Annotated in this window: 11 protein-coding genes and 1 pseudogene; 11 read left to right on the forward strand and 1 reads right to left on the reverse strand. The window is 32.8% G+C overall.

What is annotated here, in order from left to right; translation table 11 throughout:
• Positions 1 to 43 precede the first annotated feature (43 nt).
• Positions 44 to 277: pseudogene (locus K5R64_RS16320) on the reverse strand (transposase); the annotation flags it as partial.
• Positions 278 to 559: 282 nt separating this feature from the next.
• Here K5R64_RS16320 and K5R64_RS16325 point away from each other — a divergent pair.
• The 11 genes from K5R64_RS16325 (at position 560) to pafA (ending at position 17,424) form a co-directional block, all read left to right on the forward strand.
• Complete coding sequence (locus K5R64_RS16325) at positions 560 to 1,618, forward strand: polysaccharide lyase family 7 protein (RefSeq protein ID WP_220764955.1); 1,059 nt, start codon at positions 560 to 562, stop codon at positions 1,616 to 1,618.
• A gap of 56 nt (positions 1,619 to 1,674) precedes the next feature.
• Positions 1,675 to 3,558 carry a decarboxylating NADP(+)-dependent phosphogluconate dehydrogenase gene (gene gnd, locus K5R64_RS16330; RefSeq protein ID WP_220764957.1) on the forward strand — a complete coding sequence of 628 codons (1,884 nt, stop codon included), beginning with the start codon at positions 1,675 to 1,677 and terminating at the stop codon, positions 3,556 to 3,558.
• A 42-nt stretch (positions 3,559 to 3,600) separates the two neighbouring features.
• Complete coding sequence (locus tag K5R64_RS16335; protein WP_220764959.1) at positions 3,601 to 3,816, forward strand: hypothetical protein; 216 nt, start codon at positions 3,601 to 3,603, stop codon at positions 3,814 to 3,816.
• 117 nt (positions 3,817 to 3,933) lie between these two features.
• On the forward strand, positions 3,934 to 6,276 hold the full coding sequence (locus tag K5R64_RS16340) for a polysaccharide lyase 6 family protein (RefSeq protein WP_220764961.1): 2,343 nt from the start codon (positions 3,934 to 3,936) through the stop codon (positions 6,274 to 6,276).
• Positions 6,277 to 6,985: 709 nt separating this feature from the next.
• A complete protein-coding gene (locus K5R64_RS16345; RefSeq protein ID WP_220764964.1) occupies positions 6,986 to 10,201 on the forward strand; it encodes a TonB-dependent receptor in 3,216 nt (1,071 codons plus the stop codon).
• 11 nt (positions 10,202 to 10,212) lie between these two features.
• The gene (locus K5R64_RS16350) at positions 10,213 to 11,571 is read left to right on the forward strand and encodes a RagB/SusD family nutrient uptake outer membrane protein (RefSeq protein WP_220764966.1); all 1,359 of its coding nucleotides are present in this window, start codon (positions 10,213 to 10,215) and stop codon (positions 11,569 to 11,571) included.
• Between the two features lie 188 nt (positions 11,572 to 11,759).
• Positions 11,760 to 12,470, forward strand: coding sequence for a FadR/GntR family transcriptional regulator (locus K5R64_RS16355; RefSeq protein WP_220764968.1), 711 nt, complete (start codon positions 11,760 to 11,762; stop codon positions 12,468 to 12,470).
• 97 nt (positions 12,471 to 12,567) lie between these two features.
• Positions 12,568 to 13,338, forward strand: a complete 771-nt coding sequence (locus K5R64_RS16360; RefSeq protein WP_220764969.1) for an SDR family NAD(P)-dependent oxidoreductase — start codon at positions 12,568 to 12,570, stop codon at positions 13,336 to 13,338.
• 258 nt (positions 13,339 to 13,596) lie between these two features.
• Positions 13,597 to 14,031, forward strand: a complete 435-nt coding sequence (locus tag K5R64_RS16365; RefSeq protein ID WP_220764970.1) for an RbsD/FucU family protein — start codon at positions 13,597 to 13,599, stop codon at positions 14,029 to 14,031.
• A gap of 74 nt (positions 14,032 to 14,105) precedes the next feature.
• Positions 14,106 to 15,347, forward strand: a complete 1,242-nt coding sequence (locus K5R64_RS16370) for an MFS transporter (protein ID WP_220764971.1) — start codon at positions 14,106 to 14,108, stop codon at positions 15,345 to 15,347.
• Between the two features lie 466 nt (positions 15,348 to 15,813).
• Entirely contained in the window at positions 15,814 to 17,424 is a 1,611-nt protein-coding gene (gene pafA, locus K5R64_RS16375) for an alkaline phosphatase PafA (protein WP_220764972.1), read from the forward strand.
• The last annotated feature ends 2 nt before the right edge of the window (positions 17,425 to 17,426 follow it).

Consider the following 17,426-nt stretch of genomic DNA (forward strand, 5'->3'; position numbering starts at 1 on the left):
AGAGCGCAATTTAGAGGTGTTAGAAAAATTGATTTTTTCCTGTTTAGATTATCCAATCTTTTTGCCTAATCCCCAACTTTTGAACTTGATCCCTAAATTGCGCTCTAAAAGCTTTAATTTTTGCATTGAAAGACTCCGCTGAAGCATTTGTACTTCTATTATCAAAGTAGTTTAGTATTGATTGGTAATTAATCTTTATTGTATTGAGGACAATGTTGAAGTTTTCAAACCCCGATTCTTCTATTTTTCTATACCAATGTGCTAATTTCTGCATAGCAACATTTTTATACGTTTGCGTAGCTCATCGTGATAATACTTTTTAATTAGAATTTCAATTTTTTCAAATTATTTTTTTGCATTTAGATATTATAATACCAATAAATTTTTATAGTAATAAAAAATACTTATATTTGGTACGCCAATTTGGTACACCAAAATTATATTTATTTACGTTGATTTTTTAATTCAAATTTTGTTTGGATTTATTTTCGATGTGGTGGTGATTCGCTTACGGGCGGTCTTTGCGATTTTAAATAATATAAATGAAAATATAAATAAAATGTTTACTAAATTTTTTAAAGTATCAATATATCCGTTGCTATTGATTTGTTCAGCACTAGTATTACAAAGCTGTTTCCATGTAGTTAAAAAAACTACTGATGAAAGCGTAAAAAGTGTACGCTATCCCAGTGATGTTATTCCGTTTATGAATGAATGGAGTATTCTTTTAGGAGATGGAACAAAAACAAATGAAGTAGTCAATTTTGAAAAAAATGATTTTTTTTATGTATCAAAGGATAGTAAAACGAATTGGGTAGTCTATAAAACGCCTAATTCAGGGATTACTTCAAGGACTTCTCATAATACAAGAACAGAATTAGGACAATTGAAGCATTGGGTACCTGAAACGGGAGGTAAATTAACTGGTACATTAAAAGTAATGCATGTTTCGACTTCTGGCGATGCAAGAGTTGCTGCTTCCTACTCAGTAGTAGTAGGGCAAATTCACAGTGATGAAGGGCATGAAAATGAACCTTTAAAAATTTTTTATAAAAAATTTCCTGGGCACAAAAAAGGTTCTGTTTTTTGGAACTATGAAATAAATACGGAGGGTGATAATTCCAAAAGATGGGATTATTCCACGGCTGTTTGGGGTAATGACATGTCAGTCGTGGGGCCAAGTACAACAGTATTTCCTGAAGAACCTAAAGAAGGAATTGAACTAGGAGAGGAATTCAGTTATGAAATAAATGTTTATAAAGGAATTATGTATCTCACTTTTACAAGCAAAGGTCATAAAACTGTGAAATTTACAAAAAATTTATTAAAATCTGATTTTTCATCTCGTTCTAATATACCGCAACAAATATTGACATTGTACGCTCCAATAGGTCGTGACGGTATCGAACGTGAAAACGCTTATGCTGGTGAATTACAGTATTTCAAACAAGGTGCTTATAATCAAACGAATGGAAAGTCTCCAGAAGAAAATATAGTTTGGAATACAGGGTCAGAAACTTATGGTGGTGATATTGCGAAACAATATGCGAATGGATGCTATACAGAAGTATGGTTTAGAGAAGCAAGTGTAGGGCTGGGTACTATACCAAAATATTGATTAAATTCTGTTGGTTTACTATAGCAGTGAGTAAAGTTTTTTAATATTTCATAAATATGAATAATGTAATCTTTATAATGGGAGTTTCAGGTTGTGGAAAGAGCTCTATTGGGCAATTATTATCACAACGATTAAAAATTCCATTTTTTGATGGTGATGATTTTCATCCGCAGTCCAATATAGATAAAATGAGTAGTGGTAAGCCACTTAATGATGAAGATCGCCATGAATGGTTGGTTACACTTAATGAATTGGCTAAACAGCAATTACCCAAAAATAGTTGCGTTATAGCTTGTTCGGCATTAAAAAAAAAGTACAGAGATTTATTAAGTACAGAAATCAAAAATCAAGTAAAATGGGTTCATCTTTCAGGAAGTTTTAATCAAATTATAGAGCGAATAAACAGAAGAGAAAATCACTTTATGCCTGCAGATTTATTACAATCTCAGTTTGATGCTTTAGAGATTCCTGAACATGCTTTAGAGGTAAATATTAGTATGCAACCAGAGGAAATTGTAAATAAGATAGTAGAGACTATAGAAATGAAATCAGAATTTGGATTATTTGGATTAGGAGTTATGGGGAAGAGTTTAAGTAGAAACTTGGCTCAAAAAGGGTTTGCTATTTCTTTATTTAATCGAGAAGTAAAAGGAATTGAGGAAGATGTTGCTGTCAATTTTAAAAATAATCATAAAGAACTTGAAACTGCACAACCATTTTCAGACATAAAAGCATTTGTTAATTCACTACAAACTCCAAGGAGAATTATGCTTATGGTAAATGCAGGTAAGATTACGGATAGTGTTATAGAAGATTTAATTCCTCATTTGACCGAGGGAGATATTTTGATTGATGGTGGTAATTCAAATTATTTAAAAACAAAAGAACGTTACGATTATCTCAAAGCAAAGAACATCCATTTTATTGGAGTAGGTGTGTCAGGTGGAGAAGAGGGGGCTCTCAAAGGACCTTCTATTATGCCAGGTGGGAATAAAGAAATTTATAATTTAGTAAAACCTTATTTAGAAAGTATTGCCGCCAAAGACGCTAAGAATTTACCATGCTGTACTTATATAGGAGAAGAAGGTAGCGGTCATTTTGTAAAAATGGTTCATAATGGTATTGAGTATGTTGAGATGCAATTATTGGCTGAAGTTTATAGTATTCTAAAACTCGCGGGTAACAACCCAGATAAAATTGCTACTATTTTAGAATCATGGAAATCAAAGGCAGATAGTTATTTATTAGGAATTACGGTTGATATTCTGAGAAAAAAAGAGGGTGATGATTGGTTAGTAAATAAGATTGTTGATAAAGCAGGTAACAAAGGAACTGGAAATTGGACGACTATTGCCACAGCTGAATTGGGAGCCCCAAGTACACTAATTGCATCTGCATTATTTGCACGATATACATCTTTTTATAAAGAGGAAAGACTTTTGGCTAGCGAAAATTATGATATACAACCGTCTGTTATAAATTTAGATGTGGAAGCTGTTTTAGATGCCTATCAGTTTGCTAGAATAATAAATCATTTTCAAGGTTTGAAATTGATTTCTGAAGCAGGAAAGGCTTATGGGTGGAATTTGAATCTAAGTGAATTAGCTCGAATTTGGACGAATGGATGTATTATTAAATCGGATTTTATGGCTGAATTAATTGATGTTTTGAAAAAAGATGATAATATTTTAAAACACCAAACCATTATTAATCAACTTAAGTTGTTAAAACCTTCAATTAATAAAGTAGTAGCACAATGCGTTTTGAGTGAGTTAGCAGTTCCGTGTTTAAGTGATGCCGTTCATTTTTTTAATAGCTATACTACAGCAAATTCATCGGCAAATATTATACAAGCACAACGCGATTATTTTGGAGCACATACCTATCAACGAAACGATGATGCTTCTGGCAAATTTCATCATACCAACTGGCAACATTGATTGACTACATAACTACCAAAAAACTAACCAAACCATGAATTTATGTCGGAATCAAAATCTTTGAAGGACAATTCCTTTTTTCAATCGGGAACTTTAGATACTAGTTCGCGACAGTTTAGCGTAGCCAGATTTATGGCCAATTTAGTTGCTTTACTTATACCCATATTTGGTGCAAAACTTATTGAGATGCAAAACATGTTACACGTATTTAATGTGTTTGTATTGTCATTAGTATTTATTGGAATCTTAACCTTTTAGTTATATATTTTTAGTTGTCGGTCTCCAAGCAGAAAACTTCTTATAATACTAAATATTTGTATCGAGGAAACTATTTGTTGTTGTCAAACTACCTAGAAAACCAAAAAAACCATAATTATGAATAAATTATTTAACCGTATATCAAGTGCTTTACTAATTCTAGTAATGACATTATCTTGTGTAAGTGGAATTGCACATGCGAATAACTTGGTAAGAAATATTTCAGAATTTAATAATGCAGTATCCAAAGCGAAACCAGGTACTACAATTGTCTTAGCCAATGGTGTTTGGAAAGACGTTGAGTTGGTTTTTGAAGGACGTGGAACTAAAGAAAAACCAATTACGCTCACTGTTCAAGAAAAAGGAAAAGTAACTTTAGAAGGAGCGTCAAATCTTCAAATAGCAGGAGAATATTTAATTGTAGAAGGATTGGTTTTTATTAACGGATATACGCCAACCAATGCTGTTATTTCTTTTAGAAAAAATGAAAAAGAATTAGCTAATAATTGCCGATTGACCCAATGTGTGATTGATAATTATAATAATCCAGAACGCCAATTTCAAGATTATTGGGTTACCATTTATGGAAAAAATAATCGAGTAGATCACAACCATATTGTAGGGAAAAAGAATTTAGGCGTTACGATGATTGTTGGATTAGATACGCCTGAAAGCATTGCAAACAATCATAAAATTGATCATAATTATTTTGGACCTCGTCCTACCTATGGTAATAATGGAGGAGAAACCTTAAGAATTGGTACAAGCCACAATGCATCCGAGAATTCTAATACCTTAGTAGAGTCCAATTATTTTGACAGATGTAATGGAGAACATGAAATTATTTCGAACAAATCTTGTCAAAATACGTTTAAGTATAATACCTTTTTTGAGTGCACAGGAACATTAACGATGCGTCATGGTAATGAAACCTTGGTAGATGGAAATGTGTTTATAGGTAACGGAAAACCGAGTACAGGAGGAGTTCGTGTCATCAATGAGAAACAAACCGTAATTAATAATTATCATATAGGTTTAACGGGGTATCGTTTTAGAGGTGCTTTTGTAATGATGAATGGAGTGCCAAATTCGCCACCAAATCGTTATGTTCCAGTTACAGATTCTAAAGTAAATAACAATGTCTTTATCAACTGTGACCATATTCAATTGTGTGCCGGTAATGATGCTGAGAGAAGTCAAGCGCCTCGAAATTCAGAAATTTCAGGGAATATTTTTTATCATGATAGTAAAAAAAATCTTTTTACGGTTTATGATGATATTAGTGGAGTGACTTTTAAAAACAATATTTTAGGGCAAAACTTAACAACGGAGTTTAAAAACGGATTTAAAAATGCTGCTATCGAATTAGTAAAAAACAAACAAGGATTTTTAATTCCTAAATCGGATAAAATAAAGTTTGAGATTTCAATTAGTCCAAATATTGCTACTAAAGAAAATACAGGAGTAGCATGGTACTCCAAAAAAGACAAAGATGTAGTTTTAAATTCAGGTAATTTATTAAAAGCAAAACCAGGAATCAACACACTGTTTGATACTGCCGAAAACTCAAAACCAGGAGATGTTATAGAGTTAACCTCTGGAGAAACCTATTTATTAACAAAAGTGGTAAATGTGAAACATCCACTTACATTTAAAACATCTGGAAAAGATAAAGCTACTGTTTTGTTTGAGCGCATGATGGCCTTTGAAATACAAAATGGAGGTATGTTGTCTTTAGAGAATATTAAATTCGACGGAGCGAGTTCACCTGATTATGCGGGGAATTCCGTAATCAGTACCAGTAATAAATCAATGACAGAAAACTATAAATTGTTTATTGATAATTGTGATTTCGAAAACTTTGTTGTAAACCATTCTTTTGATGTATTAAGAGTTGCAAAAGGGACATTTGCTGATACCATTAGTGTTCAAAATTCAAGATTCAAAAACATTACAGGTCATATCGCAGCTTTGGATACTGAGACAGATGATATTGGAGCTTACAATGTGGAATATTTTATAATGAAAAACAATAGTTTTAAAGACGTTCAAGGAACCGCATTAAGACTTTACAGAGGAGGAAAAGACGAAAGTACATTTGGGCCTTTTTTAGAAATGGATCACAATGTTTTTGATAATGTAGGTTTAGGTAGTAAGAATAAATATGAAGCTGCAATCTCACTATATGGTGTTCAAGTAATTGGTGTTCAGAATAATATTTTTAATAAAACTAAAGGTTTAAAAATGCACTTAGTTGTGGGGGAGCCAATAGTCAATATTTTAAATAATAATTTTTATCAATCGGATGAACTCAGTGTAACGGGTGATGAAAAATACAATGTTCAAAATCTTTGGACATTTAATCCAGAATTTGATGGAACTTCATTTAAGTTATTAAAAAATTCACCACTAAAAGGAAAAGGTACTGATTCATTAGACTTAGGGATATTAGATGAATAATTTATTTTGAAAAAATTAAATTCAGTTTGATGTAAAAGTGAATTGAAGCAATCATATATGTTAAAATTTTCTAAAAATAAAATAAAAATATTCTTAACAAAATGAAATTAAAAATTAACTGTTGTTTATGGACTCTTAATTACCAAAATTGCATAAATACATTGCCTAATAATTAAAAACGTTAAAAGCTTCTTTTAATCATATTGCTAGAATTTTCATTTTATAATGTCTGATTTTCAATAATTTAATTAATTTTTTGTTTTAAAAGTTTTCAGATAACATTTTTTGTAAGAATATATATTTTTTTTAAAATAAAAGCAAACTGATTTTTTTTATAACACAATTAAATCCTTAAAAAGTTTTTTTATAACATTTTTTTAACATAAATTTGGAAAATATGAATTGGCGCACCAATTTGTGTTTTTACAAAATAACTAACCTAACTTAATTAAACTAAATCATTTATGAAAATTAAACCAATTTAAAAAACGATAGATATTTGTCTATCTAAAAAACTTCTTCTTCTTTTTTGAAGTGAAAATTTGACCTCTTATACTAACTAATCAACAAGCTTTTTTTAAAATAATCTAGTGTTATTTAATTTAAAGTAATAGTGATTCCGGTTGGTAATGAACGAGATGTTTTCATCTCTAAAACAATGTAAACTAACACATTGATTAAATTTTCAATTAACTAAACCAATTAACAAATGAATTTTAAAACGAAACTAATTTTAATGCTAGTATTGATATTCAATATATCAATATTTGCACAAGAAGGGTATATAATATCTGGAACAGTAATGGATGAAGCAAATATGCCAATTCCAGGTGCTAATGTTGTTATAGAAAAAACGGCAAAAGGAGCTTCCACTGACTTTGATGGGAAATTTCAATTGAGTGCCAAAAAAGGTGATGTGCTAATTGTATCTTATATAGGGTATGTTAAACAATCTATTACAATATCAAATCAAAAAACGCTTAATGTAATTTTAAAAGAAGATGCTAAGACACTTGATGAAGTAGTAGTTGTAGGGTATGGAACAAGAAAAAAATCACATCTTACTGGAGCTATTGCTAAAATAGGAGGTGATGATGTTGCAGCAGTTCAAGCAACCCGTGTTGATGAAGCTTTGGCAGGTAAATTATCTGGGGTAAGAATTCAAAATCAAGATGGGGCACCAGGTTCTGACCCAAAAATTCAAATTAGAGCAGCATCCTCTGTTAATGGTAGTTCAAACCCATTAGTTGTTGTGGATGGTTATCCAATTTCAGGAAGCATTGCCACAATCAATCCGAACGATATTGAAAGTATGGAGGTTCTTAAAGATGCTGCCTCTGCTGCTATATATGGTTCTAGGGGAGCCAATGGGGTAATTTTGGTAACCACCAAAAAAGGAAAAGCTGGAAAACCTAGTTTTAGTTATAATACTTATATTAGTACATCGAGTAGATATGTTAAGGATAATGTACAAATGACAGCAGGAGAATGGGCTAATAAATTAGAAACAAATATTGCTAACAGTACTTATGATGTTTCGGAAGTAGATTCTCGTCTTGTGAATTTTAGGATTAATGCTTTTAAAAATGCACCTGATGTTGTTGCGGTTGAGGATTGGCTTTTCAGAAACGGAAGTAGTGTTAATCACGATTTCAGTATTAGTGGAGGAACTGAGGATGTAAAATATTTTTCATCATTAGGTTATCAAAAAACAGATGGTATTGTAATCACTCAAGGTTTTGAAAAAATTAATGCACGTATGAATGTTGATGCCAAATTAGGTGATAAATTCAAAACGGGGTTAAGTTTTAATGGGTTTACATCCAAGAGAGATATTGTAGGATGGGATATGAGGGATCTTATTAGAGCTTACAACATATCACCAATTTACCATACGGCGGCTTCTATTGCTTTCGTGAAACAATTGGATGCACAAAGAGCTGCTTTAGCACTTGCAGGTGTACCTGGTTTAAGTAATACTTTTGACTCAGGATATAGAGCTGGGGCGAATTCTCCATTCAATAAAAGCATTAATACCTTACAGCCAGGAATGACAGCTCAAGACTGGCACTATGGTAGAGTTGGGAATGGAATTGGAGGTACAGGTGATGCAGGTCCTGCTACAAAATTAGATAACACTGATCGTTATCAAAAAACCTATTTTGCTAACATTAATACTTATTTGCAATATAGTCTTTTAGAAGGTCTGAATTTAAAAACGGTTCTAGGAGCTGATTTGAATGATGTTCAAGATTATTATTGGAGAGGTTTGGAGTCAGATTCTCAGGCACGTACTAATCAAACTAATTTGGATCAAACAGAATTAAAACAATCTTCAGTATTGAGTGAAACTACTCTGAGTTATGCCAAAGAAATTGGAAAACATGAGATTTCTGCTGTAGCTGGGGTCGAATTTCAAAGTATTTATTACAAAGGACTTGCTTTAATGGGAACTAATGTTCCATTTAGCGACATTATTGATTACAGTCTGTTTAATCCGTCGGATATAACAGTAAGAGAACGAGACGAAACTATAGTAAGGAAAAGTGTCTTTGGAAGGGTTAATTATGCTTACGATGATCGTTATTTAGCTTCGGTATCATTAAGAAGAGACGGCGATTCTCGTTTTGGGGCTAATAAAAAATACCAAACCTTTCCAGCTGTTTCCTTAGGGTGGAATGTGCATAAGGAGTCATTTTACAAATCAGAATTATTGAGTTTAGTAAAACTAAGATTTAGTAGAGGTTCTTTAGGAACTACTTCGGATTTAGGTGCTTATAATTCATTAAGTCTTCTACGTCCTCAAGCAACTGTGTTTGGAACAGGATTTTTAATTCCTAGCGACGTTGCAAATGCCGATTTAACTTGGCAAACCAATACCGAAACTAACTTTGGTGTTGACTTAGGATTAAATAATAACCGTTTTAGATTGAGTGTAGATTACTATACTTCGGATATTAAGGATATCTTGATTAATCAAAGTGTGTCAGAAGTACTTGGTACACCTTCAATACGTCTTAATTCAGGTGACGTAAGGAGTTCTGGATTAGAGTTTGAATTTTCTGCGGGTGTTTTGAATAGCAAAGATTTCACTTGGGATGTATCGGCTAATTTATCAACAGTTAATACTAAAATTACAGATTTAGGTGGTTTGGATGAATTACCTCGACAAATTTATGGTCAGAGTGGTAGAGGTCCTGTTTTTAGAAATTATGTTGGAGGAGGAATTGGTGAAATGTGGGGTGTACAAACTCTAGGGCAAGTTGAAGATAAATACATAAAAGATCCTACTATAGTGATTGGTTTAAATAGTTCTGCATTTTACGTAAAAGATCAACAATCGCCTGGAGAGCCTGGCTATGGGGTAATTGATAAGACAAAAACTGTTGATGAAGGTGGAGATTTGGTTAAAATTGGTCAAAATGCACCTGATTTTTATTGGGGATTGAACAGTTCCATGAAATATAAAGATTTTGACTTTTCATTTCAGTTGCAAGGTTCGCAAGGGGGAGATGTTTGGAATGTTGACCCAATTTATTGGAATTCTGAATTTGGTAATAGATTGAGAACAAGTTTTGATGCGGATAAAAATGGTAAAGCAGATCACAATGGGGAGTTTTATTTAGATTCAAATAATCAATTAGACGCACAGGTGCAAGATGCTTCTTTTGTGGCCTTGAGAAATCTTACGATAGGATATTCTTTTAAAACAGAATTAACTTCTAAAATTGGTATAAGTTCAGCAAGGGTTTATGCTGCTGCTACTAATCTATTGTATTTAATGGGTAAAGATTATACCTCTTTTAATCCAGAAGGTGTGGATACTACAAATACTGGTTATGCAGGCCCTACAACTTATGGTGTACAAGTAGGAGCAAGTCCAATAGTTAGAAGTTTTACGCTAGGTTTAAATGTTAATTTTTAAAAAAAGAAAAGATGAAAAAAGTATATATAATATTATTTGGATTAATGTTGTGGACAACAGCATGTGAAAGTAGTCTTGATCAAGTGCCACCAAATATTGCGAGTTCTGATTCATTAAAAGATTTTCAGGGAGTTTTAAATGCTGCTTATTATTATCAAATTGGTTCGGTTACACCAATGGCTGTAATGGGAGACTTTAGGGCAGACAACGCAAAAATGTTTGAGTCGCCCTATACGGAATTTGATATTTACGGACCTAATTTGGCGGCAATGGATAATCAGTTTTTCCGTCCTTTCTATTCGGCTTTGTACAAATCTATATTAAGTGCGAACAATGTTATTGGGAATTCTTCTAATGCAACTCATGTAGCTGAAGCTAAATTTTTAAGAGCTTTGTCTTACTTTAAACTAGTACGAGTTTTTGGGGATGTTGTCGTATTTACAGGAACGACTCCTAATATAGCTGATATTCCTACTTATAATTTAAAAAGACAACCAGCTATTAATGTTTATAACAATGTTATCATTCCTGACTTGATTGCTGCTAGAGATGGATTAAGTGCTACTAGATCAAGTACAGGACGAGCAACTAAGTATGCTGCACAAGGGTTGTTAGGTAAGGTATATGTTCAAATGGGAAATTTTACCCTTGCAGAACCAGAGTTGGCTGCAGTTGTTAATGCTGCTGCTGCAATGGGCTCATCATCAACCACACAATTTCATTTGCGACCTACTTATGCTGGGGTATTTGGGAGTACAAATGATTTGAATTCAGAAATTCTTTTTGCTACCCAAATTTCAAGTTCTATAGTAGATGAATATGGTTTTTCTGAATTTTGGTCTTGGTATCTAGGACAAGATACAAAGGCACCATCGCCCGTGGATACAAGATTAATTGCGGCTTATGATGCCAATCCAGGAGACCTTAGAAAAGGGGTGAACATAAAAACTGGAACTAACAATATTTCTCAAAAGTACGATCAAGCAAACGGTCCTAATCACGACTGGATTGAACTTAGATTGGCGGATATTATTTTATTATATGCCGAAACTTTGAATGAAAATACAAATGCAAATGGCACCAATTCTTCAAGTATTTTAGCTCGATTAGATCCAATTAGAACTAGAGCAGGTTTAACTTCTTTAAGTGGAACTGCAACAACTCAAGCTGCTGTTAGGACAGCAATACTGAAAGAAAGAAGACTTGAGTTGGCCTTTGAAGGGCAAAGATGGTTTGATTTAGTGAGAACGGGTACTGTTAATGCTGAAATGGGACAAACAATTAATAGTAATTATCATTTGTTCCCAATTCCTATCTCGGAAATACTTGCAACCAATGGGGTGATTACTCAAAACGCGGGTTACAACTAAATCGAAACAAATCCAAGAAAGATATTTTTTATTGTTGGACATAAACGATTAGTTTTATTTTTAAGTTAACCGACCTTTTTGATTTAGGTCGGTTAATTTTTTAGACTCCCATTTTACAGAGTCTTTCTATTTTGTATGTGGAATAAATTCAATAAATTTGGCGCACCAATTTAATGTTGTTTACAATCATGAATTTAGATATCCTTTCAAAGAACGAAAATCTCGAAATAACTAGCCGAGTAAATAAAATCATTAATCAAATCAATGATTTAATTAATGCAAAGCATTTACAGCCAGGAGATAAACTACCGCCAGAGCGTGAACTTGCAGAAAAATTTGGCGTAAGCAGAAGAAGTATCCATGCTGCAATATTGAAATTAGAGTCTTATGGAATATTAAAATCAATTCCGCAAAGTGGGACAGTTATTCCAAATATTGGCAGAATTGCAATGAATGGAATGGTTCAAGATATTTTAAATCTTGGATTACCTGATTTTAAGTCGTTGGTAGAGATTAGAATTTCATTGGAATTGCAAGCAGTTAAGGCAGCTGCTAAAAAGCGTACCGAAGAAGATTTAGAAAATATTAAAAAGGCATTAAATGCCCATAAAAAAAAGTTACTCTCAGGTGAAGATGCTGTCCAAGAAGATTTATTATTTCATTTAGCAATTGCCAAGGCGAGTGGGAATGTCATTATGAATCAAATAATGATTGCAATAACTCCTCAAATTATTATTGATTTTAAAAAATATCATGTTGATTACGATCAATTGGATGAATTGAGAATTAAAGAGCATACCAAAATTTATAAAGCAATTAGAGATCAAGATCCCAAATTAGCCAAAAAAAGAATGAAGCAACATTTCAAGTTGTTATATGAATATTGTGATATCAATTAGTTTTTGACTAATTGTAATTCGGATTTTTTTTCATTTTTAGGTGCTTAGTCAATAGCAATAAGAGAGAGATCAATAGTAAAAGAAACAGATTTAAAATATGAATAGTAATACAAAATTAAAAGGAAAAAATGTTCTCATCACTGCTGGAGCACAGGGAATCGGAGAAGCAATAACCAAGCATTTTATTGATAGTGGAGCCAATGTTGCGATACACTATTTTTCAAGTGCAGACACAGCAAATCAATTAAAGGATTATGCTGTCAGTAAAGGTCAAAAGGCTATTGCTATTAGTGGAGATTTGACAAAGGAAGTCGAAGCTAATGCATTGGTTGAGAAAACCGTTGAAGTTTTTGGAGGTTTAGATATTCTAATTAATAATGCTGGTTCCCTTGTTTCTCGAAAAATGCTGAATGAATTAGAGGCAGCATTTTGGCATAAAGTAATGGATATCAATCTAACCTCGATGATGTTTGTGACTCGAGCAGCAGCTACATTTTTGACCAAAAATGAAAATAGTAGTATAGTTAATTTGGCGTCATTGGCCGGACGTAAAGGTGGACATCCTGGTTCTTTAGTATATTCAACAAGCAAAGGAGCTATCTTGACATTTACTCGAGCGCTCGCTTCAGAATTAGGACCCCAAGGAACTCGAGTAAATGCAGTTGCTCCAGGTCTAATCTTAGGGACTTCTTTTCACAATACACATACAACCAAAGAGTCTGCCGCTGCAACCATTGAAGGTATTCCTATTCAACGTGCTGGCAATGCTGATGATGTAGCAAGAGCCGTATTGTTTTTAGCTTCAGAATATGACGGATTTATAACGGGAGCTACTTTAGATATTAACGGAGGGGTTTATAATATGTAAGTCAATCGAAAGTTAAACTATCATACAGTCAAAAATGTAGAACAATGATAATCTGTTGAAATTCATTTGGTTGTATTTAAACCTCTTTAAAATACTACAAAGGTTAATGTTGTTTCTAAAAAAAGAACAGTTACAAATCAAGGTCATATAGCATTGGTTTTATGAATTAACATGACTTTTTGAGTGTAATTAACAATATCATAGTGTCTTAGAAACTTTGTTTCTTAGTACTTAAATAAAAAAATCAAAACGATATTTATGCTAAAAACAGCAGTAATACACCCAACAATATTGGAAGCATTGGCACGGTCTGGGCATTTTGCTCAAGTTGTTATTGCCGATGGAAACTTGCCAGTTGGTGCGATGACAGGTCCTAATTCAACAACTGTTCATCTCAACTTTCGCCCTGGTTTATTAGACGCTGTTACAGTTCTTGAAGGACTCATGGAAATTTGTCCTTTTCAAGGTGCTATTGTCATGGAAAAACCTGCCGAAGCGAATGCAGATATACATCTTGCTTATAAAAAAATACTCGGTGATGTCACTTGGGATGAGATGGAACGCTGGGCTTTTTATGATAAAATAAAAGAGCCAGCTACCACTTTAATTATCCAAACGGGTGAACAACGCCGTTTTGCTAATTTAATTCTCATTGTTGGGGTAGTAAAAATGGCTGAAGAAAGTGGTTTTTAACAAGTCGCCTCTCGTGATGAATAACCATAATAAAAAACGTTAACGTACTCCCGCCCAAAAAATAAAAATACAATATGAAACATTCTAAAATTTATCCTTGGGTACTCGTGGCTTTGCTTTGGGTTGTAGCCTTACTAAATTACATGGATCGGCAAATGCTTGCTACCATGAAACCGTCAATGATGGTTGATTTTAAAGAATTAGAATCAGCTGAAAACTTTGGAAGGTTAATGGCTATTTTTATGTGGATTTATGCCTTTATGAGTCCTATTTCGGGTCTAATTGCAGATAGATTGAACAGAAAATGGCTAATTGTTATTAGTTTGTTTGTATGGTCATCTGTGACTATTGCAATGGGGTATGCCGAAACTTTTCAGCAATTATATTGGCTTAGAGCCATTATGGGAGTTAGTGAAGCCATGTATATTCCAGCAGCACTTTCTCTAATAGCTGATTTTCATACTAATAAAACAAGATCACTTGCAATAGGAATACATCTTACGGGTTTGTTTATGGGGCAAGCATTAGGTGGCTTTGGTGCTACAATAGCTGATTATTGGAGTTGGAAAATAACGTTTCAAACCTTTGGCTTAATCGGGGTTGTTTATTCATTTGTTTTAGTTTTGTTTTTAAAAGAATTTAAAAATTCAAAAGCTGAAAATTTAAAAAATAATATCGTTGAGAAGAAAGTGCCTTTCTTTAAGGTGTTTGGAGTTTTGTTTAGTAACATCTCTTATTGGATTATATTATTTTATTTTGCTGTTCCTTTCTTACCGGGCTGGGGAACAAAAAACTGGTTGCCTACGCTTTTTTCAGGAACCCTCAATATAGAGATGGCACAAGCTGGGCCACTTTCAACCATCACTACCGCATTTTCGTCATTATTTGGAGTAATTATTGGTGGCGTTATTTCTGATCGATGGGCTCGAAGACACCTTCGAGGGCGTATTTATACTTCCTCTTTAGGATTGGCATTGACAATTCCCGCTTTATTATTATTAGGTTTTGGTCATTCATTTACTCATATTGTAGTGGCCGCCTGTTGTTTTGGTTTTGGTTTTGGAATGTTTGACGTGAATAATATGCCTATTCTTTGCCAGTTTGTCGCTCCAAAATACCGAGCTACTGCTTTTGGTTTTATGAATTTAACGGGTATTATGGCTGGTGCGTTTATAACCGATTTATTAGGTAAGTCGGTAGATGAGGGGAATCTTGGACGTGATTTTGGGATCATGGCTGGTGCCGTGTTAGTAGCTTTAATTGTTCAACTGCTTTTTCTTAGACCAAAAGTTTCAGATTTTAAAGAGGAAGAATAATCTAAGGCAGGTATGTCATGTTTCACCATTAGATTCTTTTGTCTGTTTAAAAAAAACTTTCAGTAAATTTTAGTAGTAAGGAAGAATTTAACTTGTATTTGAAATGACAAAATTATACAAAGGATATAACTTGTGAATTTTGAGCTTAAACAACATTTGTATAAAAAAGTAGCAGGCGTTGGATTAAAAGATTTGGCGTTAGAATTTGTTGGCGAAGTGTTATGAAAAATTAAAGAAATTGAAGTTATTCGTTGTTTTTTTCTAGAGGAATCCAGAAAACCATATCTTTGAAATCAAATATAATGGATAACGGTTACAAAAAAATGAGAGTAAAAACTGCGACCTATCACTTTAATTTTTAGGTTGGTTTTAAATTGCTGTTAGTTAATTGTTTGTAGCACTGTTTGATTTTATTTTGAAAATAGGATAAATTATAATTGGATATACTTAAGTTACAAATTGGATAATGAAAAAGAATTTATTTTTAATAATACTCACAGTTTTAAACCTTTCAGCTCAACAACGTCCAAAATTAGTAGTTGGAATTGTAGTTGATCAGATGAAAAAAGAATACTTATCTCGTTTTTATAATGATTTTTCAGAGGATGGCTTTAAAAGGCTGCTAAATAATGGATTTAGTTTTGAAAATATGCATTATAATTATTTGCCTACTTATACTGCACCTGGACATGCTTCTATTTATACTGGTACCACACCCAATCATCACGGTATTGTAGGTAATGACTGGTTTAATAAAAAAACTGCTAAATCTATGTACTGTACAGATGATACATCTGTAAAAACTGTAGGTAATGGAACTAAAAGTGAAGGCGAAATGTCTCCTGTTAATTTGTTAAGTACTACAATTACAGATGAATTAAGAATGAGTACTAATTTTGAAGGGAAAGTAATTGCCTTAAGCTTGAAAGACAGAGGTGCTATCCTACCAGGGGGACATTTTGCTAATTGGGCCTTTTGGTATAGTAAAACAGGGGATTTTATTTCGAGTACATTTTATGGTGAAAAATTACCCCAGTGGGTTGTTCAATTTAATGAAGAGAAACATTATTTGACCTATTTAAATAAAGATTGGACTTTGTTAAAACCTTTATCTGTTTATAATGAGTCTCTTGTTGATAATAATCCTTATGAAGGTAAATTATACAATAGTAAGAATCCTGTGTTTCCTTACGATTTAAAGGATATGTTTGAAAAAAATGATGCTAGTGTTATAAGAACTACTCCTTTTGGTAATGATTTCTTGGCAGAGTTTGCCATGAGAGCGATTAAAGAGGAAAACTTAGGTAAAGATGATGTGACTGATTTTTTGACAGTGAGTTTTTCTTCTACAGATTATGTAGGGCATCTTTTTGGACCTCGTTCGATAGAACTTCAAGATACTTATTTACGTATGGATGAAACTTTAGCTACCTTATTGCGTTTCTTAGATAAATCAGTGGGGAAAGATAATTATATGTTATTTTTAACTGCAGACCACGCGGGTGCTGAAAATGTTAATTTTTTAAAGGATAATAAATATAACGTAAAAAGTGTGCCTCCAAAAGAGATACGCGAAAATCTAAAAGCATTTTCGCAACAAACCTATGGAGCAGATTTGGTTTTAAATTATTCTAATTTTAATATCTTTTTTGATAAAGTAAAAATAAAAGCAAATAACTGGGATTTAAACGATGTAAAAAATAAATTTAAAACCTATTTAATGAATTTAGAACATGTCAAAAGAGTCTATACAGAAGAAGAAATTCTTGCTGCCTCAGGCAATGATATGTATTTGGCCAATATTCAAAATGGATATGACCCTATTCAAAATGGTGATTTAGTAGTAGTTGATAAGCCAGGCTATATTGAATCTCATGGTACAGGTACCACACATGGTACTATATATACGTATGACACTCATGTCCCTGCTTTATTTTATGGTTGGAAGATTAAAAAAGGAAAATCTTTTCAGAAATCAGTGATTACTCAATTAGCCCCAACAATAGCCCAAAAAATCCAGATTAGTTTGCCTAATGCTTCAAGTCTAGACGTTTTAGAAGATGTTTTAATAGATTAAGA

It is taken from the genome of Flavobacterium sp. UMI-01, assembly GCF_019656315.1.
In the GTDB taxonomy this organism is placed as follows: domain Bacteria; phylum Bacteroidota; class Bacteroidia; order Flavobacteriales; family Flavobacteriaceae; genus Flavobacterium.